General features: G+C 63.5%; 20 protein-coding genes. 10 read left to right on the top strand and 10 right to left on the bottom strand.

The window, feature by feature from the left end; genetic code table 11:
• Positions 1-100 precede the first annotated feature (100 nt).
• Entirely contained in the window at positions 101-1990 is a 1890-nt protein-coding gene (locus NLY42_RS25505; protein ID WP_023694757.1) for a pilus assembly protein, read from the bottom strand.
• Between the two features lie 336 nt (positions 1991-2326).
• Between NLY42_RS25505 and NLY42_RS25500 the strand changes: the two genes are divergently transcribed.
• Both NLY42_RS25500 and NLY42_RS25495 read left to right on the top strand, forming a co-directional pair.
• Positions 2327-3187 (top strand): TIGR01459 family HAD-type hydrolase, encoded by an 861-nt coding sequence (locus tag NLY42_RS25500; protein ID WP_023671533.1) that lies wholly within the window; start codon positions 2327-2329, stop codon positions 3185-3187.
• 9 nt (positions 3188-3196) lie between these two features.
• On the top strand, positions 3197-4180 hold the full coding sequence (locus NLY42_RS25495; RefSeq protein WP_023682976.1) for a bifunctional riboflavin kinase/FAD synthetase: 984 nt from the start codon (positions 3197-3199) through the stop codon (positions 4178-4180).
• 29 nt (positions 4181-4209) lie between these two features.
• On the opposite strand, the gene NLY42_RS25490 is transcribed toward NLY42_RS25495, so the two are convergent.
• From NLY42_RS25490 to NLY42_RS25475, 4 genes are all read right to left on the bottom strand, one after another.
• Positions 4210-4764: an HdeD family acid-resistance protein gene (locus NLY42_RS25490; protein ID WP_023671535.1), complete on the bottom strand. Its 555-nt coding sequence runs from the start codon at positions 4762-4764 to the stop codon at positions 4210-4212.
• 128 nt (positions 4765-4892) lie between these two features.
• The gene (locus tag NLY42_RS25485; RefSeq protein ID WP_023671536.1) at positions 4893-5306 is read right to left on the bottom strand and encodes an MAPEG family protein; all 414 of its coding nucleotides are present in this window, start codon (positions 5304-5306) and stop codon (positions 4893-4895) included.
• Between the two features lie 17 nt (positions 5307-5323).
• Positions 5324-5803 (bottom strand): SRPBCC family protein, encoded by a 480-nt coding sequence (locus NLY42_RS25480; RefSeq protein WP_348528072.1) that lies wholly within the window; start codon positions 5801-5803, stop codon positions 5324-5326.
• Positions 5800-6105 (bottom strand): ArsR/SmtB family transcription factor, encoded by a 306-nt coding sequence (locus tag NLY42_RS25475; RefSeq protein WP_031244613.1) that lies wholly within the window; start codon positions 6103-6105, stop codon positions 5800-5802. Before NLY42_RS25475 ends, NLY42_RS25480 begins: the two co-directional genes overlap by 4 nt.
• A gap of 212 nt (positions 6106-6317) precedes the next feature.
• Here NLY42_RS25475 and NLY42_RS25470 point away from each other — a divergent pair, with 212 nt between their 5' ends.
• The 3 genes from NLY42_RS25470 to NLY42_RS25460 all read left to right on the top strand — a co-directional run bounded on the left by NLY42_RS25470 (position 6318) and on the right by NLY42_RS25460 (position 11220).
• Entirely contained in the window at positions 6318-7121 is an 804-nt protein-coding gene (locus NLY42_RS25470; RefSeq protein WP_023753760.1) for a MipA/OmpV family protein, read from the top strand.
• A 232-nt stretch (positions 7122-7353) separates the two neighbouring features.
• Positions 7354-10335: an isoleucine--tRNA ligase gene (ileS, locus tag NLY42_RS25465; protein WP_023753759.1), complete on the top strand. Its 2982-nt coding sequence runs from the start codon at positions 7354-7356 to the stop codon at positions 10333-10335.
• A gap of 201 nt (positions 10336-10536) precedes the next feature.
• A complete protein-coding gene (locus NLY42_RS25460) occupies positions 10537-11220 on the top strand; it encodes a hypothetical protein (protein WP_023682973.1) in 684 nt (227 codons plus the stop codon).
• A gap of 28 nt (positions 11221-11248) precedes the next feature.
• On the opposite strand, the gene NLY42_RS25455 is transcribed toward NLY42_RS25460, so the two are convergent.
• On the bottom strand, positions 11249-11701 hold the full coding sequence (locus NLY42_RS25455; RefSeq protein WP_023694762.1) for a nucleoside deaminase: 453 nt from the start codon (positions 11699-11701) through the stop codon (positions 11249-11251).
• 180 nt (positions 11702-11881) lie between these two features.
• Here NLY42_RS25455 and NLY42_RS25450 point away from each other — a divergent pair, with 180 nt between their 5' ends.
• From NLY42_RS25450 to NLY42_RS25430, 5 genes are all read left to right on the top strand, one after another.
• Positions 11882-14065: a pseudouridine synthase gene (locus NLY42_RS25450; RefSeq protein ID WP_023753758.1), complete on the top strand. Its 2184-nt coding sequence runs from the start codon at positions 11882-11884 to the stop codon at positions 14063-14065.
• Between the two features lie 47 nt (positions 14066-14112).
• Positions 14113-14667 carry a 16S rRNA (guanine(966)-N(2))-methyltransferase RsmD gene (rsmD, locus tag NLY42_RS25445; RefSeq protein ID WP_023730465.1) on the top strand — a complete coding sequence of 185 codons (555 nt, stop codon included), beginning with the start codon at positions 14113-14115 and terminating at the stop codon, positions 14665-14667.
• Between the two features lie 96 nt (positions 14668-14763).
• Positions 14764-16119, top strand: a complete 1356-nt coding sequence (locus tag NLY42_RS25440) for a M16 family metallopeptidase (protein WP_023715212.1) — start codon at positions 14764-14766, stop codon at positions 16117-16119.
• A gap of 188 nt (positions 16120-16307) precedes the next feature.
• Positions 16308-17684, top strand: a complete 1377-nt coding sequence (locus tag NLY42_RS25435) for a M16 family metallopeptidase (RefSeq protein WP_081731677.1) — start codon at positions 16308-16310, stop codon at positions 17682-17684.
• The gene (locus tag NLY42_RS25430; protein ID WP_023753756.1) at positions 17681-18553 is read left to right on the top strand and encodes a patatin-like phospholipase family protein; all 873 of its coding nucleotides are present in this window, start codon (positions 17681-17683) and stop codon (positions 18551-18553) included. Before NLY42_RS25435 ends, NLY42_RS25430 begins: the two co-directional genes overlap by 4 nt.
• Before the next feature lie 168 nt (positions 18554-18721).
• Here the strand turns inward: NLY42_RS25430 and NLY42_RS25425 are convergent, their stop codons facing one another.
• The 4 genes from NLY42_RS25425 to NLY42_RS25410 form a co-directional block, all read right to left on the bottom strand.
• Positions 18722-19258, bottom strand: coding sequence for a dihydrofolate reductase family protein (locus NLY42_RS25425; RefSeq protein WP_023697685.1), 537 nt, complete (start codon positions 19256-19258; stop codon positions 18722-18724).
• Positions 19259-19371: 113 nt separating this feature from the next.
• Positions 19372-20040 (bottom strand): 4'-phosphopantetheinyl transferase family protein, encoded by a 669-nt coding sequence (locus NLY42_RS25420; RefSeq protein WP_023753755.1) that lies wholly within the window; start codon positions 20038-20040, stop codon positions 19372-19374.
• Entirely contained in the window at positions 20037-20495 is a 459-nt protein-coding gene (locus tag NLY42_RS25415; RefSeq protein ID WP_023697683.1) for a GNAT family N-acetyltransferase, read from the bottom strand. Before NLY42_RS25415 ends, NLY42_RS25420 begins: the two co-directional genes overlap by 4 nt.
• Entirely contained in the window at positions 20495-24583 is a 4089-nt protein-coding gene (locus NLY42_RS25410) for a Pls/PosA family non-ribosomal peptide synthetase (RefSeq protein ID WP_023753754.1), read from the bottom strand. Before NLY42_RS25410 ends, NLY42_RS25415 begins: the two co-directional genes overlap by 1 nt.
• Positions 24584-24602 lie beyond the last annotated feature (19 nt).

Below are 24602 nucleotides of genomic sequence, written 5' to 3'. Positions count from 1 at the left end.
TGCGCGGATAGCGCTTCACCAGGCGCTAACCAAATGCGCCAGCTGCCGAACGCAAAACGCCCCGCCGAGGCGGAGCGCCTTGTTCGAAAGATCGCGCCGATCAGCTGACGATGCGCAGGTTCGACAGTTCGTCGGCGATTTCCTTGAAACTTTGCGACAAGGTGGCGCCGGTCGCGTTCCAGTACAGCTTCGCCGGTTTGCTCGGGTCGGTCGGATCCTTGCGGAAGCGCGAATCCGAGGAGCATTTCTTGAGCGCATCTATGGCAGTCTTTTCCGCCGGCTTGGAACTAACAAGGTCGAGCGAGACGGTCATCAAGAGAATGTTCGAATTCTTCGCATTGGCGCAAAGGGTTTGCATCTGCTCGTCAAGCGCGGCCGTGTAGTTGGTCGCCGTATAGGTTGTCTTGGCGACGGTCGTGTTGACGAACAGGCGGGTCGCAGGCTCCACTGGCTTCGGAAAATTAGGGCCGGTGTAGCCATAGGCGGCGTAGGTCGATCCATTCTTGGCGTAGTTGCTGGTCATGTCGTTGCTGGGGCCGATGCTATAGGTGTTTGCGCCGTCGGTCAGGACGATGACCACTTTGTCGTTGCCTCTTTCGGTGTTCGGCCGGCCTTGCGTAAAAGGCTCGTTGCTCGACACCGTCCGCCAGCCCCAGGCCAGCCCTTCCGGCACGTTGGTGTTGCCCGTCGGGGCCATGGCATTGATGGCATCCGTCAGGATTTTCTTGCCATCGGTGGTGGTTATGTCCTGCAACGGCGTGATCGCGGCGGTCGTGCATGCCGAATTGGGTCCATCATCGGCCGCAGCGGCTGCTGCGTCCCAGGGCTTTGTCAGAAAATACTTGCGCATATCCGCCTGGCGTTTGGGGACAGTCAGCGTGTCGGAATAATCGATCCACCAATTGTTGGCGTAACCCCACGTCGATGTGCTGGTGCGAGTTGTGTCGGTCCAGAAATTGCCAGCTTCGTCCGGCGCGAACATCGGCACGAACATGGTGGCGGGCGTCCCAGTGGTCGGCGACGTGTCGTCGTCATTATAGGGATACGGCCTCGCCTCCACGCAGCCCTTCCAGGCTTCGTATTTGGCGACGACGGAGGTCTTGCAAGTGCCGTTCGAGTTTTTCTTCGTACAGGTCGTTGCCATCATGTCCTGATAGAGGGTGAAACGCGTCATCTCCTTGTCTTTGTCTGTGCCCCAGCCCGTGCCGCGCTGGTAGTAAACGCTGCCTACTTTTTCGATCCATTTGGTGGCATTTGCCGCCGCTGTCATCGTCGACCAATCGAAGTTCTGATGATGGATCGGGGAAATGCCGGTCGTGTCCAGCCACGTCGGCAATGGAGCCGGGGGGATCGGAGCGCCGACATTGACCGACGCAGAAAACGGGACCAGCGAGAACTGCACCGGCTTGGTCACCTGCTTCATTTGTGCGGCCTGGAGCGCCATTGTATTGACAAGCTCGGTCGCGGCCTTCTTGAGCAAATCTATTCGCGGCTGGCCGGTGCCGGAGCCGTTGATGCTCATAGAGCCGGAATTGTCGAGCACGAGAGACACTTCCAGCGTGTTTTTGAGGCGGATCTCCGAGCATGCCGATGTTGTGACGTCGGCGGCGGTTCTTCCGATCATCATGGCCGCTGCCGGCAGGAAATAGGGGTGGTACGTCAATTCGGCGCACAGCTTCAGCGTGCCACCACCTGCGTTGTTGTTGGGAAGCGTCACCGTCAGGGCCGTATTGGCTGCTTTGACGCGGCCGAGATTGGCTTCGAAGAAATCCTTCGCATAGGCCTTGACTGCCGTGTCGGTCGCCCCGGTGACGATCTGCTGTGCCGTGGCAATCCCGGCGGCATCCAGCGCGTTCAGCATGTTCTGCTTTTGGCGCAAGAGATCGGTGTAGTCGATGGCAAGCGCCAGCGCGCCCATCAAGGGCACCATGGTGATCACTGTCATCAAGGCATAGTTGCCGCGTCTGTCGTTCAGAAATCTGCGGATCATGCCTTCAGCACCCCTGCCAGGACCCCAATATCGGTCCGAAGATGCCCACAAAATCGTTAAATTTCAGGTTGCTGAAATGCGTTCAACATAGGCCCATCTTTTCAAGGCTCGTTAACCACTCGGCCCTGGTGATCAGCGGTGCGACATTGTTTCGATAGACCGAAGCTCGGAGAAGGGTGGTTCCTGCCTGTGCAACCTTCGATCAGCCCGTTGCGCAACAGCCTGGCAAGTGCCGAAAAGCTGGTGACAGGATGAAACGCTTCGGTTAATGCGGGGCCGGTTGCGGCGGACCGTCGGCTGCAGCTCTCGCAATGATCGTCACAGCAGGTAAACGGCATGGCGGATTCGCCTGATATCATCGGCTCGCTCGCGGATTTGTCGGGCGCCTACTCGGCCATCCTGTGCGATGTCTGGGGCGTGATCCACAATGGCGAATGGCATTTTCCGGCGGCTGCCGAAGCGCTTGCCGCCGCGCGTGCGGCGAAGGTCCCGGTCGTCCTGATCACCAACTCGCCGCGCCGCAATGCCGATGTGGTGGCGCAGATGAATGCGATCGGCGTTCCCGCCGCCGCCTACGACCGCGTCGTGACCTCAGGCGATGTGACCCGCGACCTTATCGCCGAAGGCCCACGAAAAATCTTCCATATCGGCGCCGACCGCGATTTCACCCTCTATGACGGTCTGGACGTCGAGCTCGTCGAGGAGTTCGAGGCCTCCGGCGCGGTCTGCACCGGGCTGTTCGACGACGAGGTGGAAACGCCTGAGGATTACGCCGATCTGCTGCGCCGGCTGCGCGCCAGGAACCTGCCTTTCATCTGCGCCAATCCCGACATCGTGGTCGAACGCGGCGAGCGCATGATCTGGTGCGCCGGCGCCTTGGCGCGCGACTATGCCCAGCTTGGCGGCCGCACGCTGATCGCCGGAAAACCTTATGCGCCGGTCTATGACGTAGCGCTGCGGGAGGTCGCCGTGCTTCTCGGCCGAGACGTCGCGCGCACCGAGGTGCTGGCCATCGGCGACGGCATGATGACCGACGTCAAGGGCGCCGCCGACAACGGCATCGACGTGCTTTACGTCTCGGGCGGCATTCACGCGCGCGACTATGGCGATCCCATGCAGCCGGACCCCGCCAGGCTTGCAGCCTTTCTGCAAAAGCACGGCTACCGGCCGGTCGCCGTCATTCCGAGACTGCGGTAGGGTTGCTGCATGAGCGCAGCTTTCGAACACATTTCAGCAACCGCGCCGCTGCCGCCGCATTTGCGCGGCGGCGTGGTGGCGATCGGCAATTTCGACGGCGTCCATCGCGGCCACCAGGCGGTGCTCGATCGCGCGCTTGCCGAAGCCGGGCGGCGCGGCGTGCCGGCGCTAGTGCTGACCTTCGACCCGCATCCGCGCAAGGTGTTCAGGCCCGATATGCCGCTGTTCGTATTGACGCCGCCGCCGATGAAGGCGCGGCTGCTGTCGCATCTGGGCTTTGCCGCACTCGTCGAACAGCCGTTCACGCGCGCCTTTGCCGGCCTGTCGGCCGAGGCTTTCGTGACCGATGTGCTGGAGACGAACCTCGGCATCACCCATGCCGTCACCGGCTTCGATTTTCACTTCGGCAAGGACCGGCAGGGCGGTCCTGCGTTTCTGATGGCGGCAGGCGAGCGCCATGGTTTCGGCGTCACCCTGGTCGACGCCTTTCGCGACGAGGGCGCCGAGGTGGTGTCGTCGAGCCGTATCCGCGAGCTGCTCTGCGAGGGAGAGGTCGCCGAGGCCGCAGGCCTGCTCGGCTACCGCTTCACCGTCGAAAGCGAAGTGATCGGCGGCCAGCAGCTCGGCCGCACGCTCGGCTTCCCGACAGCCAACATGAGGCTTTCGCCGGAAACGACTCTGAAGGAAGGGATTTATGCCGTCCGCTTTCGCCGCGCCGACGGCACGCTCTATGATGGTGTCGCCAGCTTCGGGCGTCGCCCGACTGTCGACGACAATGGCGCGCCGCTGCTCGAAACCTTCGTCTTCGACTTTGCCGGCGATCTCTATGGCGAGATCTGCGACGTATCGCTCTTCGGCTTTTTGCGTCCCGAGGTGAAGTTCGATGGGCTCGATGGGCTGGTGGCACAAATGAAGCGCGACGAGGCGGAGGCGCGCGCGCTGCTGGCCGGCGTCAGGCCGCTTTCGGATCTGGACGGCGCCATCGCTTTTTGAGCCTTCCGGCCGCTTACCTCTTCAAGCCCCTACTTCTTCAACGCCAGTCCGAGAGCGATGAAGCTCCAGCCCTGGAAGATCAGGTCGATGGCCAGGAACAGGCCGAGCACCCACAGGCTGTTGACCGGCCAGCCCATGGCGATGGTCAGCCCCGCCAGCACGCTGATCAGGCCCGCCGCGACGACCCAGCCCCAGCCCTTTTCCGGTCGGTGGCTATAGCCGACCCAGGCCCTGAGCGCGCCTGAAGCGACCAGCGCCACCGCCAGCAGCAAGGTCAGCACCGTCGAGGCCAGCAGCGGATTGTCGAAGGCAAAGAAACCGGCAACGGCATAAAGTAGGCCGCTGAGCAGCCAATAGAAGAAGCGACTCCAGGTCTTCACGCCGAAGGCATGCACGATCTCGATGATGCCGGCCATCAGCATCAGCCAGCCCACGACATAGACCGAGGCGACGGTGGCGATGAACAGATTGCCGAAGGCAATGCCGCCGAAGATGAGCAGCAGCACGCCGAGCGCGACGAACCACCCCCATTTGTCCCGTGTCCGGCCGATCGCATCTTTGAGGGTATCACCGTGCAGGGTCATGGCTGCATCTCCTCGAAATCGCCTGGCACCTTGCCGGGAGGTTAGCCCCGGCTGTAGCGGACGTCCAGCCGATGGCGACGGCTAGCAAACAAACAAAGCGTTGGTGGCTTGAGGTTCGCGCGTACGTGTCAATTTATGGCAGCCCACCCAGTCACAAGGACGAGGACAAGCGTGACGATCGCTCCAGAGACGTAGACGATCGTTCTGACACTGCCACCCTTGGCGGCATTGCCGCCGCGTAGGTAAACCCCCAGGTGAAGCAGGCGTATCGCCACATGAACCCAGACAATGGTCGCCAACGTGGCCGACCCAACGCCAACCATCATGGCCAGCACCGCCGGGACGACAAAAGGCGCCAGCGCCTCGACCGAGTTCATATGCACGCGGTCGATCCTGTAGAGGAGATTGGCGTCGTCGGCCGGGATCACCGGACCGGAAAGCGCTCCGGCAAATCCCTTGGACGAACCCGAGTAAACCGCCAGCGCGACTGACAAAAGACAGAGGATCAGTACACCGAGGATGCTTAGCCAATAGGGTTCCATAATTGTGCTCCTTCAGGTCACCTTGCTGGCAAAAAGATCTTGGAATCGCCTGAGATACAGCGGCCAGCCTCGATCACCGTCAATCCCAAAGCGCACGCCTTCCCAGCCTTCGCCATGACGTTCGAGATTGCGATGCTCGATCTCGACGCGGGGGTCCGGCTATTCGTCTCCGCCGTAAACCGGACTTCCCACTCGCTGGTCCTGTCCGGATTGGTCTCGATCTGCCATTGAGGGCTGATATCCCAACTCAGAAGCAGTCGGTTCGGCGGCTCGTAGGCCAGCACTCGTGCCCAGCGGCACTCGCTGCCATCCACACCGCGGTCGTAGACGTGACCGCCAACGCGGGGTTCGAAGATCGTCTCCGCGATCGGCACCGCAAGCAGGTTATGCTCTTTGGGTTTGAAACTGCCGAAGTCCTCGGTGAAGACCTTGAAGGCATGTGCGATCGGAGCCTCGACAAGGATGGAGTGCCTCACGGGCGGTTGATGTGTGCTCATTCCTGCTCCTTCAAGGGCTGTTCGACGACCACTTTGTAGGCCGCCAAGGTCTTGCTCCAGAACCGGTCGAGTTCGGCGCGCAGGCTGGCCAAGCCTTCCGGTTCGACCCGGTAGATGCGTTGCTTGCCTAGCCGTGTGTTGGCCACGAGGCCGGCGTCCTTGAGCACCTTCAGGTGCTGCGAGACCGCCGGCCGGGTGACAGGAAGCGCACGAGCCAATTCCCCGACCGAACAGGGTTGTTCGACCAGCAGTTCGAAGATCGTCCGCCTGGTCGGGTCGCCAAGCGCGGTCCATGTGTTCATGTTAGTCTGCACTAACGCGAATTTAGGCAACCTCGCTATTTCTGTCAAATCGCCACAGGCCCGGCGGCGCCCTGTTCAAATGGGCCACAGCGCAAAAAAACAGGGTCGCAGTTGCCGCCACTGCTGTAGATTTTAAGTCAAATTTTACCGAACCGGCGCCATGGCTTTGGCTGCCGGGTGTTCTCTCCGTTTGTTTCGCGTATGGGGTGATGATGCGTATTGTCTGGACGATTCCGCTGTTTCTCGCCTCGGCGCTGCTCACTGTGTCCACCGCCAATGCGGGCGAGGGTGCCTTCGGCTGGATGTCCGGCGACTGGTACCTGACGCTTGGCGCCACCGGCATGGTCGCGCCGAAATTCGAGGGCTCCAACAGCTATCTGCTCAGCGCATCGCCGATCATCTCGCTGGGCAAGGCCGGCCCGGCCGCGCGCTTTACCTCGCGCAACGACAACATCTCGCTGGCGCTGGTCGACGATGGCGGCGTCCGCGCCGGCCTGACCGGAAAATTCCTGTTTTCGCGCGACAGCAAGGATGAGCTCAAGGGCCTCGACCCGGTGCGCTGGGGCGGTGAGGTCGGCGGCTTCTTCGAAATCTATCCGACGGACTGGCTGCGCGCCCGCGCCGAACTGCGCCATGGCATTCGTGCCCATGATGGCTTTGTCGCCGACATCGCCGCCGATGCTTTCTACGACGTGACGCCGACTGTCAGAATTTCGGGCGGACCACGCGTGTCCTTTGCCTCGTCGGGCTATTTCGACTCTTATTATGGTGTCAACGCCAAGGAGGCTGCGGCCTCGGACCTGAGCGAATACCATCCTGGCGGCGGCCTGAAATCGACCGGCCTTGGTGGCGCCATCACCTGGAAGGTGACCGATCCGATGACCGCCAGCCTGTTCGGCGAATATGCGCGCCTGATGGGCCCGGCCGCCGATTCCAGCCTGGTCAAGGAGCGCGGCGACCGTAACCAGTTCACGGCCGGCGTCTCGACCACCTATCGCTTCGACTTCGCGATGTAAGTGAATCGAACAAGAGACGCTTTATTCCTGCGGCTTTCTCGGCTAAAAGCCCGGCAATGACGAGCTTTTCACGCCTTCGCGCGCTGACGATACGAATTACAGGCCCGGTGTTCCGGGCGGCCTGAGCGCCGCCGGAGCCGCCGGGAGTTTTGCGCGCCCCCTCGCGCTTTTCCAATCATGATAGTTCACGCCCGAGCTTTTACGCCCGCCGGGCAATGCATATGGCAGACCAATGACCGACACTGTTGAAACGATCGACTATTCCAAGACGCTTTACCTGCCGCAGACGGATTTCCCGATGCGCGCCGGCTTGCCGGAAAAGGAACCGCTGCTGGTCAAGCGCTGGCAGGACATGGACCTCTATCGCAAGCTGCGCGAGGAGGCGGCCGGCCGCGAAAAATACGTGCTGCATGACGGCCCGCCCTACGCCAACGGCAACATCCATATCGGCCATGCGCTGAACAAGATCCTCAAGGACGTCATCACCCGCTCGTTCCAGATGCGCGGCTATGACGCCAATTATGTGCCGGGCTGGGATTGCCACGGCCTGCCGATCGAATGGAAGATCGAGGAACAGTACCGCGCCAAGGGCAAGAACAAGGACGAGGTGCCGGTCAACGAATTCCGCAACGAATGCCGCGAGTTCGCCGCGAACTGGATCTCCGTGCAGGGCGCGGAGTTTCAGCGACTGGGCGTCATCGGCGACTTCAAGAACCCCTATACGACGATGGCTTTCCATTCGGAGTCACGCATCGCCGGGGAGTTGTTGAAGTTCGCCATGTCCGGCCAGCTCTATCGTGGCTCCAAGCCCGTGATGTGGAGTGTGGTCGAGCGCACCGCGTTGGCCGAGGCCGAGATCGAGTACCAGGATTATGAGTCGGATACGATCTGGGTGAAGTTTCCAGTTGTGTCAGGATTTTGGAGCGTTGAGCACTTTGTATCAGACGCTGCACCGTCCATGCGCGTTCCGGAAAGCGTTGCACTTTTGGACAACGCCCACGTCGTCATCTGGACGACAACCCCGTGGACGATCCCCGGCAACCGTGCCGTCAATTATTCGTCACGGATCGGCTACGGCCTTTATGAAGTTACCGCAGCCGAAAATTCGTTCGGTCCACAGCCCGGTGAAAAGCTGATCTTTGCAGATGCGCTTGCCGAAGACTCTTCGGCCAAGGCCAAGGTCACCTTGAATCGCCTTCGCAGCGTTTCGGTCGAAGAGCTTGGAAGCCTTACACTTTCACATCCCTTCAAAGGTCTCGGCGGCGGCTACGAATTCGCCGTGCCGATGCTGGCCGGCGATCATGTCACCGACGACGCCGGCACCGGCTTCGTCCACACCGCGCCGGGCCATGGCCGCGAGGACTTTGATGCCTGGATGGATGCGGCATCGGATTTGCGCGCACGTGGCATCGACCCTGCCATCCCCTTCACTGTAGATGATGCCGGCTTCTTCACCAGGGACGCGCCGGGTTTTGGCCCGGATCGCGAAGGTGGCGCCGCGCGTGTCATCGACGATAACGGCAAGAAGGGCAATGCCAATCAGGCGGTCATCGACGAACTGATCAAGCGCAACGCGCTGTTCGCGCGCGGCCGGCTGAAGCATTCCTACCCGCATTCCTGGCGGTCGAAGAAGCCGATCATCTTCCGCAACACGCCGCAATGGTTCGTCTATATGGACAAGGACCTCGGCGACGGCACGACGTTGCGCAGCCGTGCGCTGAAGGCGATCGACGACACACGCTTCGTGCCGGCGGCCGGCCAGAACCGTATCCGCGCCATGATCGAGGAACGCCCGGATTGGGTCTTGTCACGCCAGCGCGCCTGGGGCGTGCCGATCGCCGTCTTTGCCGATGAGGATGGCAACGTGCTGAAGGACGAAGCCGTCAACCAGCGCATCATGGATGCTTTCGAACAGGAAGGCGCCGACGCCTGGTTCGCTGCCGGCGCCAAGGAGCGTTTCCTCGGCAATCACGATGCCTCCAAATGGAAGCAGGTGATGGACATCCTTGACGTCTGGTTCGATTCGGGCTCGACGCATGTCTTCACGCTGGAAGACCGTCCGGACCTGAAATGGCCGGCCGACGTCTATCTCGAAGGCTCCGACCAGCATCGCGGCTGGTTCCACTCCTCGCTGCTCGAAAGCTGCGGCACCAGGGGCAGGGCACCTTACGACACCGTCGTCACCCATGGCTTCACCATGGATGAGGAGGGGCGAAAGATGTCGAAATCGCTCGGCAACACCGTGGTGCCGCAAGACGTCATCAAGCAGTCCGGCGCCGACATTCTGCGGTTATGGGTGGTGACGACGGATTATTGGGAAGACCAGCGTCTCGGCAAGAACGTGCTGCAGACCAACATCGACGCCTACCGCAAGCTCCGCAACACCATCCGCTGGATGCTGGGCACGCTCGCCCATGACGATGGCGAGGAGGTGCCGCTGGACAAGATGCCGGAACTGGAGCGGCTGATGCTGCATCGGCTGGCCGAGCTCGATGAGGTCGTGCGCTCGGGCTACGACGCGTTCGAGTTCAAACGCATCACCCGCACTTTGCTCGACTTCATGGTGGTCGAGCTGTCGGCCTTCTATTTCGACATCAGGAAGGACGCGCTCTATTGCGAGGGACCCGCCAGCGTGAAGCGCAAGGCCTCGGTGCAAGTGGTGCGCCACCTCTTCGACTGCCTGGTGAAATGGCTGGCGCCGATGCTGCCCTTCACCACGGAAGAAGCCTGGCTCGACCGTCATCCGGATGCTGTCTCGCTGCATCTCGACCAGTTCCCCGAGATTCCGGCCGACTGGAAGAACGAGGCACTGGCGGAAAAATGGCGCAAGGTGCGGCAGGTCCGCCGAGTCGTCACCGGCGCGCTCGAGATCGCACGCGCTCAGAAGGTCATCGGTGCCTCGCTGGAAGCCGTGCCGGTCGTGACCCTCGACGATGCCGCGCTTGAAGCCGCGATCGCCGATGTCGACATCGCCGAAATGGCGATCACCAGCGATCTCGTCATCGCCCACGGCAAGGCGCCGGAAGGCGCCTTTGCGCTCGACGACGTCAAGGGTGTCGCGGTGGTGGTTGAAAAGGCCGAGGACCGTGGGTTGGTCAAATGCGCGCGCTCGTGGCGCTATACCGCCGATGTCGGGCAGGACGTGGAATTCCCCGACGTGTCTGCCCGCGATGCCGCCGTGCTGCATGAACTCAAGGCTCTGGGGCGTTTGTAAGCGCTCATAAGCCGGTGCACAAATGCCACGGCGGGCGGGTGAAAACCGCCCGCGCGTTGCCCTTAACGAGTGGTTCAGCTAAACAGACGAAACTCCGGAAGACAAATTGTCGCCGGAATTCCGTCGCAAGAGCGTGGACGATGGGGACCGGACCTTCGGCCGGTGGCGATCGAGAGGCTGTCTAGAGTGGGACTTTTTGGCATGATCGACAGAACTTCCGTGCGCGTTGCGCTGCTGGCGCCGCTTGTCGCGTCCGGCCTCGCTCTGTCCGGCTGCATGGGTTCGCCGACCTACGGCACCGACAAGACGGCTGGCGAGCAGCTTGCCGGCGACCTTTCCGGCGCCTTCGCCATCACGCCCAAGCACAAGGAACAGATCGACTACAGGCCGCGTCCGGAGCTGGTAAAGCCGGCGCCGGGGCAGAAGGAAGTGCTGCCGCCGCCTCAGGAAAGCATCGAGACGGCGAGCACCGATTGGCCCGAATCGCCCGAGCAGCGCCGCGCCCGCCTGCGTGCCGACGCCACTGCCCACCAGGACGACCCGTCCTATCAGTCGGGGATCGTCGACGACGTGCAGACCGATCCGGCTTCCGTGAAGAAGGCGCTGGCGGATTCGGGCTCAAGCCACCCGCCGGCCTGGTCGCCGAAGGATTCAGACAAGGGCCGCGCCGCCGAGATCCAGCGCCGCACCGCAGAGCAAAAGCAGGGCGATCCCAACACTCGCAGATATCTGAGCGAGCCGCCTCTGGCCTATCGGGCTGCCTCCGACACGGCGCCGCAGGGCGAACTCGGCGAGGATGAATACAAGAAGGAACGCCGCCTCAAGAAGGAAGCGGCCGCCAAGGGCAAGAGCGGCGGGCTCTTCGACTGGCTGCCCTCCTGGTAGGAACCGTCGCCTTCGGTAGCTGAAGGCTCTACGTTTCGCGTCTTTCCCGAAAGAATTCCCTGAGCAGCAGCGCCGCGTCGGCCTCGGCCATGCCCGGATAGATGTCGGGCGTATGGTGGCAGGTCGGCGAAGCGAAGAAGCGCACGCCGTTGACCACCGCGCCGCCCTTCTCGTCGGCCGCGCCGAAATAGAGCCGGCGCAGCCTGGCGAAGGAAATGGCGCCTGCGCACATGGCGCAGGGTTCCAGCGTCACATAGAGGTCGTGGCCGGTCAGCCGCTCGCTGGAGAGCGTTTGGCAGGCCGCGCGGATGGCCAGCATTTCGGCATGCGCCGTCGGATCGGCAAGTTCGCGGGTGCGGTTACCGGCGGATGCCACCACCGTGTCGCCGCTGGCGATGACGGCGCCAACCGGAACTTCTCCGCGCAAGGCGGCGGCTTGCGCCTCTTTCAGCGCCAGCGCCATGAAATCCGGCCGCTTCACGCGGTTTCCATTCCGATTATCTCCTCGCCACTTGGCGGTGATCCTGTTATGGAGCGCGTCAACCCGAATATCGGAACAGATTTTCGGAAATGATCATGCGCCAAATCAAAGTGCTATAGCGTCCTTTGCGCGTCCGAAAGGATGCGCCACGCTGTAGCAGCGCAACAAGGCAAAGGCCACATGGACGACAACGACAAGAAATCTCCGCGCCACAAAGGCCCGGGCAAAAGCGGCCCTGGAGCCGCGGGGCCGCGCCGCGATGGCGCCGCCGGCAAAAGCGGCAAACCCTCCTTCGGGGCCAAGAAACCCTATTCACCGCGCAGCGCCCGGCCGGCAGCGGCTGAGGGCGAGCGGCCCAAGCGCGATTTCAAAAGTGGCGACCGGCCATTCAGCAAGGGTCCGCGTCCCGAAGGCAAGCCTTTCGAAAAGCGCGAGGGACCGCGCAGGCCATATGCACCACGCGGTGACCGGCCGATGGCGGCCGAAGGCGAGCGCAAGCCGTATGAAAAGCGCGAAGGGCCGCGCAAACCCTATGCGCCGCGTGGGGATCGCCCTATGGCGGCCGAGGGTGAACGCAAGCCGTATGAAAAGCGCGAGGGGCCGCGCAAGCCTTATGCACCGCGCGGCGATCGGCCGGTTGCGGCCGATGGCGAGCGGCCAAAGCGCGATTTCAAGGGCGGCGATCGGCCATTCAGCAAGGGGCCGCGTCCCGAAGGCAAGCCTTTCGAAAAGCGTGAAGGGCCGCGCAAGCCCTACGCACCGCGTGGCGATCGGCCTGCTTCCGCCGAGGGCGAAAAGCGTTTTGACCGGCCAAAGCGCGATTTTGGCGATCGCCCGCAGCGCGACGCCGGAGATCGTCCCAAGCGTGACTTCAGCGATCGCCCCAAGCGCGATTTCGGTGGCGACCGGCCGCAAGCATCTGGCGGCGCCTTCAAGCCGCGCCCGCGTCCGGCAGATGCGGAAGAAGCCGGCGAGCGTATCGCCAAGCGGTTGGCCCGCGCCGGCCTGGCGTCGCGCCGCGACGCCGAAGACCTGATCGCGGCGGGCCGTGTCAAGGTCAACAACCGGGCTTTGACCTCGCCGGCCTTCAACGTCATGCCGGGCGACATCATCCATCTCGACGGCATGGAGATCCCGCCGATCGAGCGCACCCGCCTGTTCCTGTTTCACAAGCCGGCCGGCGTCGTTACCACCAACCGCGACCCCGAGGGCCGCAAGACCGTGTTCGACGTGCTGCCGGCCGAATTGCCGCGGCTGATGACCATCGGCCGCCTCGACATCAACACCGAAGGCCTGCTGCTACTCACCAATGATGGCGGTCTGTCGCGCGTGCTCGAACTGCCTGCCACTGGCTGGCTGCGCCGTTACCGCGTGCGCGTTCATGGCAAGGTCGAGGAAAGCATGCTCGCAGGCCTGCGTGAAGGCATTGCCGTCGACGGCGTCTTCTACGGCGCCATCGAGGCGACGCTCGATCGTGAACAAGGCACCAACGCCTGGCTGACGATCGGCCTGCGCGAAGGCAAGAACCGCGAAGTGAAGAACATCCTTGGATCGCTCGGCCTCGACGTGACGCGGCTGATCCGTATCTCCTACGGACCGTTCCAGCTCGACGATCTCGCCGAAGGCCATGTGCTGGAGATCAAGGGCCGCGTCTTGCGCGACCAGCTCGGCGAGCGGCTGGTCGAGGAATCCGGCGCCAATTTCGACGCCGAGATCATCAAGCCGTTTTCCAACCAGCCGGTGCGGCGAGAGCGTGACGCGGAGCCGGAACGGCCGAAAGTCACCCGCGAGGGCGACCATCGGCCGATCGGCGAGGGCGGTCTGATCAAGAACCGCAAGCGCCGCGAAGGCAGCCGCGACGAAGCGCTCGGCAAGCTGTCGACCAGTCCCGAAAGGGGCGCGAGGCCGGAAAAGAGCTTTGGCGAACGCGGCCCGAGACCCGAGCGCAGCGAGTTTTCGGACAAGCCGCGCAGCGAGTTTCGCGAAAAGCCGCGCGGCGATTTTGGCGACAAGCCCCGTGGGGGCTTCGGCGACAAGCCGCGCGGCGCCTTTGGTGACAAACCGCGCGGCGGCAAGAAGCCCGAGCGCGAGCAGCGGCCGATCGATCCGCCGGGCCAGCGCAAGGCTAATGTCTGGATGGCGCCGGGCGCGCGTCCGATCGGCAAGGGCAGGGCGGAAGCCGATGCCGCCAAGGCGGCCGAGGCCAAGGCGCGCAAGGCGTCGTTCAAGCCGTCCTATGGCAAGCCGTCCTATGGCAAGCCGGGCGGAGCCAAGCCGTTCGGCAAGCCGGGTGGCGAGCGTCCGGATGGCGGTCGGGGCGGCGAGCGGCCACGCAACGGTCCCAAGGGCCCGAGGACCAGATGATGCCGGGACTTAAATGAGATCCGGCCTTAAATGAGACCCGGGCATAAATGAGAATCGTCGGCGGCCAATTTCGCGGGCGTCCGCTGGCGACGCCGCGCGACCATGCCATCCGCCCGACGACCGACCGCGCCCGCGAGGCCGTCTTCAACGTGTTGGCGCACCGCTTTGCCGACAAGCTCGACGGCGCGCGTGTGCTCGACCTTTTCGCCGGCACCGGCGCTCTCGGCCTCGAAGCGCTGTCGCGCGGCGCTTCCTATGGCGTCTTTATCGAAGAATCGGCCGAAGGGCGCGGCCTGATCCGCACCAATGTCGAAGCTTTTGGCCTTACCGGCCGCACCAAGATCTTCCGCCGCGACGCGACTGCCCTGGGTGAGGCCGGTACGCTTGCGGCATTCGGCCTGGTCTTCGCCGATCCGCCCTATGGCAAGGGCCTTGGCGAGCGCGCCCTGCGCTCGGCCAGGGATGGCGGCTGGCTGCTGCCAGGCGCGCTGTGCGTGGTCGAGGAAGCCGCCTCGGCGCCCTTCGAGATTGGGCCGGAATTCTCGGTGCTTGATGAACGAAACTACGGCGAGACGGTGATCCGGTTCGTCGAGCTTGCGTAAGGGTGGGGCGATCGGCGCCTTCAAAATGACGCACAATTCACTTTGCCTCCCCGGCTAACCTTGCCTATCGTCGCGCGATAACAACCGGAGCCATCAATGACATTTCATACTGAATGGCTGCGGAGAGCCTTGCTCGCCACCGCGCTGACCATGGCCGGCCCGGCCCTGGCCGCGGATGATGGCAAGGTGGCCAACTTCCTGCTCGACAATGGCATGGAGGTGGTGGTCATTCCCGATCATCGCGCCCCCATCGTCACCCATATGGTGTGGTACAAGATCGGCAGCGCCGACGAGCCGCCAGGCAAGTCCGGCATAGCGCACTTCTTCGAACACCTGATGTTCAAGGCCACGACCAACCACGCCGCGGGCGAGTTCGACCGCGCCATATCGGCCATCGGCGGCTCCAACAACGCCTTCACCTCATATGACTACACTGCCTTCCACGAGACGGTGGCGCCCTCGGCACTTGGTGAGATGATGAGCTTCGAGGCCGATCGCATGCGCAACCTCATCTTGACCGACGAGGTCATCAAGACCGAGCGCGACGTGATCCTGGAAGAGCGCCGCTCGCGCATCGACAGCAATCCGCAGGCGGTGCTCGACGAAGAGGTCGACGCGACGCTCTGGCAGAACCAGCCCTACCGCATTCCGGTGATCGGCTGGATGCAGGAGATGGAGCAGTTGAACCGCACCGATGCGGTTGCCTTCTATGACAAATACTACCGCCCCAACAATGCGGTGCTGATCGTGGCCGGCGATGTCGAGCCGGAGGTCGTGAAGGCGCTGGCCGAAAAAACCTATGGCAAGGTCGCGCGCGGTCCCGACCTGCCCCCGCGCATCCGCCCGGTCGAGCCGGAGCAGAACACCAAGCGCACGGTAACGCTCACCGATGGGCGCGTTTCGGTGCCGAGCTTTTCGACGCAATGGGTGGTTCCGTCCTACCACACGGCAAAACCCGGCGAGGCCGAGGCGCTCGACCTGCTGGGAGAGATCCTTGGCGGCGGCAGCCGCAGCAGGCTCTACCAGCAACTCGTGGTCAAGCAAGGCATCGCATCGGCGACCGGCGCCTTCTTCCAGGGTACGATGCTCGACGCCACCAATTTCACCGTCTATGGCGCGCCGCGCGGCGACGCCAAGCTGAGCGACGTCGAGGCGGCCGTCGACGCCGAGATCGCCCGCATCGTCAAGGACGGCGTCACCGCGGACGAGCTGGAGAAGGCCAAGGCCCGCTATATCAGGGCCATGATCTTCGCCCGCGACAAGCAGGACGAGATGGCCAATCTCTACGGCGCCGAGCTCGCCACCGGCGGCAACGTCAGGGATATCGAGGAATGGCCGGACCGCATTCGCAAGGTCACCGCCGATGAGATCAAGGCGGTCGCCGCACGCTATCTGCTGCTCGATCGTACGACGACCGGCTATCTCTTGCCGCAGCAACAGGCGGGGAATTGATGATGACGAGATTGAGCGTTAGCGCTGCCCCTCACCTGCCTGCCGGCATCCTCTCCCCCTATAGTGACGGGGAGAGGGGCGCTGTCATCGTCGATTTCGCCAACCATCAGCGTCGTAAGAAGAGCGCCAGCGTCGCGGCGAGACCCCTTCTCCCCGTCACTATACGGGGAGAAGTGCCCGGCAGCGCGATGAGGGGCGGAGCTGACCTTGGCGATCAATGGCCTGATGCGATTGCTCATAGGCGCATCGCGGTTCTCCACGCCCTCGCCACACTGTTCCTCGGCATCTTCTTCCTCATCCTGCCGGCGCTTGCCGCGCACGCGATGGACATCCAACCGGTGACCTCGTCAAAGGGCGTCAATGCCTGGCTGGTCGAGGACCACTCCATTCCGATCATCGCCATCCGCTTCGTCTTCGATGGCGGCTCGACGCAGGATCCGGCGGGGCGGGAAGGGTTGGTCAATCTGATGACCGGCCTGTTCGACGAGGGCGCCGGCGACCTCGACAGCGAGGCCTTCCAGATCAAGCTTGACGATGCCGGCGCAGAGATGGGCTTCGAAGCGGCGCGCGACGGCACCTATGGAGCGATGCGGATGCTGGCCGAGCAGAAGGATGCGGCCTTCGACCTGCTCAGGCTGGCGGTCACCAGCCCGCGCTTCGACCAGGCGCCGATCGACCGCATCCGCGCCCAGATCCTGTCCGGCATCATCGCCAATGAGCGTGACCCCAACACCGTCGCGCAAACCAAATGGCTGCGCGCCATCTATGGCGAACATCCGTATTCCAGGCCCGACCAGGGCACCAAAGACAGCATCGCCACCATCACGGCGGCGGATCTGGCTGCCTTCCACAACGCCAATTTCGCCCGCAGCGGCCTGCATGTTGCGGTGGTCGGCGACATAGATGCCGCGACGCTGAAACGGAAGCTCGATGAGGTCTTCGGCGATCTGCCGGAAAAGCAGGTGCTGCAACCGGTTGCCGATACCGAGCTGAAGCTCGGCCAGCAGCTCGAGGTCGACTACGACCTGCCGCAAACCTCGCTGCAGTTTGCCTATCCCGGTGTGAAGCGCGATGCGCCGGATTTCTTCCCTGCGGTGCTGATGAACCAGATTCTCGGCGGCGGCACCTTCACCTCGCGCCTCTATGACGAGGTGCGGGAAAAGCGCGGCCTGGCCTATTCCGTCGATTCCAACCTGGTCGATCACCAGCATTCCAACTCGCTGATCATCACCACCGCAACGCGTTCCGATCGCGCCGCCGAGACGCTCGGCATCGTCAAGGAGGTGGTCAAGAAGATGGCCGAGGAGGGGCCGACCGAGGCCGAACTGGACGCCACCAAGAAATACATGGTCGGCTCCTATGCTATCAGCAATCTGGATTCTTCCAGCGCCATTGCCGCGACCCTGGTCGAATTGCAACTCGACAATCTCGGCATCGATTACGTGCAGCGCCGCGCGGCGCTCATCAACGGTGTGACGCTCGATCAGGTCAAGGCAGCGGCGAAGAAGCTGCTGACGCCGGCGCCCGCGATCATGAGCATCGGGCCGAAGCTGGAGGGCAAATGACGAGCTCCACCTCGGGCCCCACCTTCGGTATCGCCTTTGGCGGCGGCGGCGCGCGCGGCCTCGCCCATATCCACATCGTCGAGGCGCTGGATGAGCTCGGCATCAAGCCCGTGGCCATCGCCGGCTCCTCGATCGGCGCCATCATGGGCGCCGGCATGGCCTCGGGCATGAGCGGCAAGGACATCGAGGACTACGCCCGCTCGATCCTCGGCCGCCGCGCCGAGGTGGCGGCGCGCATGTGGCGCTCGCGTCCCGGCACCATCGCCGAGGCGATGCAGGGCGGCATCCGCGTCAGCCAGTTCAACATAGAGCGCATCTTGAAGGCGTTCCTGCCGGAAGCCATCCCGGAAACCTTCGCCGAGCTGATGATCCCGCTCAAGGTGACGGCGACGGACTATTTCGGTCACAAGCTGGCCGTCTTCGACGAGGGCGACCTGCATTCGGCGCTCGCCGCCTCGGCTGCCATTCCCGCCGTGTTCCGCCCGGTGACGCGCGACGACCGCGTGCTGATCGACGGCGGCATCTACAATCCGGTGCCGTTCGACCTCATCGAAGACGCCGCCGACATCATCATCGCGATCGACGTCGTCGGTGCGCCGAGCGAGGCCGAGCGCAAGCACCCGACCACCGTCGATCTGATGTACGGCGCCACGCAATTGATGATGCAGTCGATCATCGCCCACAAGCTGAACCAGCGCCCCCCCGACATACTGATCCGCCCGCCGGTGTCGAAATACCGCGTGCTCGATTTCATGAAGATCGACACGCTGCTTGCCGAGACGCACGAGGTCAAGGACGAACTGAAGCGCGAGGTGGAAAGAGTGGTCGAGGCGCGTGGCAAGGGCAAGCGGGGGAAGAAAGCAGGGTGAGCTGCCGATCTCCCCCCTCGAGGGGGAGATGGCCGGCAGGCCAGAGGGGGTCGTCTCGCGTGAAGCTAGACCTCCTACTGTCGATAGGAGGTTGCGTCAGGACGGACCGACCGCCTCTGTCGCCTTCGGCGACATCTCCCCTAAAGGGGAGATTACCCCACCAGCGTCTCACACCCTCCCAGCCGCATATTCCAGCGCCACCACGCCATTGCTGAACTGTACGGTCGAGATCGGCTCCAACGCCACCGGCATATCGGGCGGGAACAGCTTCTTGCCCTCCCCGACGGAGCCAGGGTAGCTCAGCAGCCTGACGCGATCGACCAGACCATGGCGCAGCAATTCCCGCGCGACGCTCAGGCTGCCATGCACATAGATGTTGCCGCCGCTGCCTTGCTTCAGCGCCCGAACCGCTTCCGGCAACACACCCTTCAGCAACTCGGCCGGTTTCCAGTCGAGTGCCTTCGGGCTTGTCGACGCGACATATTTCGGCAGCGCATTGAACCGGTCGGCGAAATCTCCGGTTTCCTTGGGCCAAGAGCCGGCAAAAATCTCGTAGGTCGTGCGCCCCAGAAGCATGGCCCCGCTGTCGGCAAGCTCGTCCTCCTTGAACCTTTGCATCTCATCGTTCCAGGTCACGCTGGGCAGCTTCTCGACCTCGGCGATGCCATCGATGCTGATGAACTCGGTGATAATAAGGTTTCTCATGGCGCTCTCCTTCTTCTGTCAAAGGACGAACCGTGTGAGCCTTTTGCGACCGCTCTGCGAAAAAAAAGCGCTTTGTTGAGCAGGCGTTGCTGTCGGGCGCTGGCCCATCGCGCTTAAAGGGGGGCGCTTCGGACACCATCGACAAACGCCAGAACGACCACACACGGAGCAACGCAGTAAACCAGTTTCGCTCTGCGGCCCGTCTTCGTCACAGCGTCGCTTGCGTCGAGATCGACGGTGATGTCCTCATAGCCCAGCACTTCGCCATCAAGCGGGTAGGCGGCCTTGTAGACAGCTTCCTTGGCGGCAAAAAGGATGCGACCGGCAAGACACAAGTCGGTTGCGTCGATCCGGTCAGCGGGGACTGCAACCAGCGCGAAGATGTCGTCGGGCAGGGGCAAAGCGGGCTCGATATCGATGCCGAGCGAGGCGACGTGGGAGAGCGGCGCGACGGCCGCCACGGCTATCTCGTCGTCGTGAGCCAGCGACCCCGTTACTCCATGAGGCCATACCGGTGCGCCGGAGGAGCCGCGGAGGATAGCGACGTCGTTCAAGCCCATATCCGCCAGCAGCTCGTGCGCGATCCACCGCGCCGCGCCACTCGCCCGCCGCATCAGCGGCAGGCGTGACGGGATGGAGCGTGCTTCCTGCGGCAGCAAATGGTTCTCATCGCCTTCGCGGATCGTGCGGCATCCGATCCGAACGCCGGCCGGTGCCATGGCGGCCATCGCCGCCAGCAACTGCGCCGACAGGCTGGCACCGGCATCGAGCCGGCGCGTCATGGCTGTTCGCCCCGCAGAGCGAGGTCGGCGATCATTTCCCCGTCCTCGTCGGGCCCTTCTTCGACGAAACCGGCAGCGCGATAGAGGCGGCGTGCCGCTTCATTCCCAGGTTCGTAGCAGATCGAAACGTGGCTGATGTGGCCGAGCCGCATGATTTCATCCAGCACTTCGCGCAAAGCGGCCTTGCCGTAGCCTTGGCCCTGATGGACGCGATCGATCATGAAGCGGTAGATCCGCGCCTCGTCGTCGTCCTGCGGCGCCTCGTACATCAGGAAACCGACGACGCGATCCCCTGCCATGACGACGCGCGGCCGAGCGTCCCCGTCGCTTTCGGCTTCGTCCAGCGACTCCGCATTGCTGGCGACGAAATCCATCTGATCCGCAGCCAGTTCCAGAGCCGCGACCAGGGCCCGGTTGGCCCCGGTCACCGAAACGAGGCGGATGTCGGCGCTCATCAAGCCGTTGCCTTGACGCTATCCTCCGGCACCGGCGTGACGAAGCGATGCAGCTTGGCCGGGTTGCCCCGCCAGATCGAGTTGGGCTCCAGCTCTTCGCCCTTCATCACGAAGGAGTCCGCATCGACCATCGAGCCTTTGCCCATCACCACGCCGTAGTGGACAAAGGCGGAAGGCCCGAGCGTGCAGCCATCGCCGATGCGGATGAAATCGGACTTGAACGCGCCTTCTTCCAGCGAATGGGCCTGGATCACGCAGCCCTCGTTGAGCGTGACGTCGTCGCCGATCTCGACCAGCGAACGCTCGGTCAAATTGCTGCCGCCGTCATAGACCCGCCTGCCGACCTTGACGCCGAGCAGGCGCAGGATCATCGGCCGGAACGGCGTGCCGGCGAACAGGCGCACGATGGGCGAATCCGCCAGCTTCCAGTGGCGTTCGTGGCGCCAGAAGGCGACGTCGTAGATCGTCGTCATCTGCGGCTTCAGCCGGCCAAAGCCAAGGCTTGCCCGCTCGACCAGAATGTAGAACGGAATGGTGATCGCCGAGGTCAAGATGACGGCGGCGAACAGCGCCACCTCCGCCCATTCCGTATAGTAGTTCAGCGCCCGGTCCCAGATCGCCAGCGTGACGAACAGCATGACCCATTGCGTTGCCAGGAACAGAAGAATGGTCACCAGGTTGTGGCGGTTCTTGTGCGGGATGCGCCGGCGCCGGTCGGCCTCGTCGACGCCGGCGATAAGCTCCTTGTCGCGGTTCACCATGCGCGGGATTTCAAACGCAGGCGAACCGAGAAGGCCGACATTCTCGCGCACCGGCCCGTCGATGGGGATCATCACCTTGGTGCCGAGCAGCACGTTGTCGCCGGTGCGGCCGTCCGGCGGATAGTAGATGTTGTTGCCGAGATAGTTGCGTTCGCCGATGCGCGTCGGCTCGAGCCTGAAGGCCGAGGCGGACTTGTGCATGTTGATCATGAACAGCCCGTCCGAGACCATGGTCTCCGTGCCGATCTCGCACAGAAGCGGGTTTTCGTGCTGCTGGTTGGAGCCGAAATTGGAACCGGTCTGCACCACTCTGTTGAGGTTCCAGCCGATGGCGCGCATGTAGTGCACGATCGCCGAGCTGTCGCCGGCCAGGAGCCCGAGCACGCGGGAATTGCTGGCGAATTCGGCGACGGTCTGCAGCCAGTAGCGGAAACCGTAAAGCGTGTAGGTGCGGCCCGGCTTGAAGATCAGGCTCGTCAGGCGCGGCACCAGCGTCGCTGCCAGGAAAGCCGCCGCGATATAGCCGAAAAGCGTGACCGTGGTGCCGATTGCGACAAGGCCGATCGTCTCCTGATAGTCGTCGCCGACATATTCCCAGTAGCTGTGGAACAGGAGCGGCAGCGGGGTGACGAGGCCAAACAGGCCGACCAGCTGCAGCGCTTCATAGAGGAAGCGCCGGACCTGGTAAGGATTGACATTGCGCACCTTGCAATAGTCCGCCGTGGTCGGCACCGCCGGCGATCCATGCCAGTGCTCGCCGTCGGGAATGCTTTGCCCGCGATGCAGCGAGGACGAATGGCCGAGCTGGGCGCCGTTGCCGATCCTGGTGTCGATGTCGAGCGTGGAGCCGACGCCGACGAAGGCATCGCGGCCGATGGTCAGCGGCCCGGTGTGGATATAACCGGACTGGGCCCTGAAGCCGAGGATCATCGATTCCTTGCGCAGGATGGTGTTGGCGCCGATGGAAATAAGATCCGTGCAGACGGGCACGGACTTCGATTCGATGACGGCGTTTTTCCCGAGTTTGGTGCCGAGCAGCTGCAGATAGAGGCTGTAGAGCGGGCTGCCGCGGAACAGCACGACGGGTGCGGTGCGGATCAACGTCTTGACCACCCAGAAGCGGAAGTAGCGCACGCCCCAGATCGGAAACGCCTCGGCCTTCCAGCGGCCGATGAGCACCCATTTCGCCAGGACTGCAAAGCCCGACATGCCGAAGAACACGGCGGCCGAGAGCGCCACGCACCGGATATAGAGCTGCAGCGGATCGTCGAGCGCGTCATACATCCAGTTGAGGCCGTCATTGATCGCCCAGAGCGCCACGTAGCTGTAGAGGCCGTAGAACGAAAGCTGCGCCGCGCCGCAGGTCCAGTAGGCGAAATTCGAGGCCCGGCGGGTGAGGACCGGCTCGTTGGTTGCCGTCGTCATCTCCTCCGCTACCCCCAGATGCAGCGCCAGGCGCGCCACTGTGGGATAGAGATAGATGTCGCGCATCGACGTCGTCGCCCATTCCTTCCTGGTGCGCACGCGCGCGCAGAAATGCGCCATCAGCAAGGAGTTGGCGCCGAGATCGTCGAAGAAGTGATCCTCGACCGACACCGCGTCGAATTTCAGCACCGTGGCCAGCGCTTCCGCCAGGAAACGCTCGTCCTCATTGGCGGGCGGCACCATCGTGCGATCGGCCGAAAGCCGGATGCTCGTCGGCTTCGGCAGCTGGCGCAGGTCTACCTTGTTGGAGACGGTCATCGGGATGGCAGGCAGTTCCTCCAGATAGGCGGGCACCATGTAGTCGGGCAGCCGCCGCTTCATCGTCTGGGCGAGATCCGCACGGGAAACCGCCGCTACGCCGGTTTTAAGCGCGTAATAGGCAACGAGTTCGACGCGGCCGGGCTCGATCTCCCAGGTGGTCACGGCGGCCTGGGCGATCTCGGGCTGGTCGAGCAGCACCGCCTCGATCTCGCCGAGTTCGATGCGATATCCGCGAATCTTCACCTGCGTGTCGATGCGCCCGGCATACTCGATCTCGCCGCTATCGTTGATCCGGCCAAGATCGCCGGTGCGGTAGATGCGCTGCGACGGGTTGTTCGGCAGGCCGACGAAATCGGCGATGAATTTCTGGTCGGTCAGGTCCGGCCGGTTCAGATAACCGACGGCGAGCCCGATGCCGGCAATGCCGATCTCGCCCAGTTCACCGGGCTCGGCAAGTTGCGGCAGCGAAGCGTCGAGAATGACGATCGAGTAAGTCGGCAACGGCGCGCCGATCGTGACGGGACGGTCCGGCGTCAGCGCCCCCATCGTTGCGGTGACGGTCGCCTCGGTCGGCCCGTAGGTGTTGAGGATCTGCCGGCCCGGCTTCGACCAGCGCACCACCAGATTGTGCGGGCAGGCCTCGCCGCCCACCAGAAGCGTGCGCAGGCTGGGAACGTCCGATGTCATCGACGACAGCAAGGTCGGGCTGCAGGCCATGCAGGTGATGTCATGGAGGCGCAGGAAATCCGCCAGTTCCTCGCCCACCAGCGGCATCTGGCCAGGAGCCGGCACCACCGTCGCGCCGGCGACGAACGGCACCCAGATCTCTTCGGAGGAAAAGTCGAAGGCAATGGTCATGCCCTGATACACCCGGTCGCCCGGCCGGTAGCCGTAGGAGGCGGCCGCGACGTGTATGAAATTGACGAAGCTCTGGTGCGTGATGACCACGCCCTTGGGCTTGCCAGTGGTGCCCGAGGTATAGAGGATGTAGCAAATGTCGTCGGCCGCCTGCGGCTTCAGCGGCGCGGGCGACTGCGCGGAAATCTCGGCGGCGGCGCTGTCGATCAGCACATGGGGAACGGGCAGTTGACCGGCGCGCGACGCATAGGCGGCGATGGTGACGATCATGCTGACGGCGGCGTCTTCGATGATCAGCGCCATCCGCTCCTGCGGAAACGCGGTGGCCAGCGGCACGAAGGCAGCCCCCGCCTTCATCACCGCCAGCAACGCGACATAGGTCTCCGCCGACCGATCGAGAATGAGCCCGACCCGGTGGCCCGGCCGCACGCCGTGCTTGATCAGCATGCGGGCGAACTGGTTGGCACGGCTGTTCAGCTCCTGATAGGTCCACACGCGCTCTTCGGAGATCACCGCCGGCAGTGCGGCAAACGTTACGGCGAGCTGCTCGAAGACCGTATCGAGCCGCTCACCCGGCTGCAGGGCAAAGTCGGCGCCCGTCAGGACCTGGCCGTCCCTTGCCGGGCCGCGAGCGATCCTTGCCAGCGCATCGATGCTTGCCAGGCTGCCGATCGCCGTTGCCGCGTCGCTGTCCAGTTCGGCGATATCGTAGTCCATGTCCATACTTTCTCGTCCTCGCCGG

Origin of the sequence: Mesorhizobium sp. C372A (assembly GCF_030323245.1) — a bacterium.
Classification (GTDB): Bacteria; Pseudomonadota; Alphaproteobacteria; order Rhizobiales; family Rhizobiaceae; genus Mesorhizobium.
The sequence above is the reverse complement of the archived record's forward strand: the minus strand, read 5'-3'. Positions and strand labels throughout refer to the sequence as shown.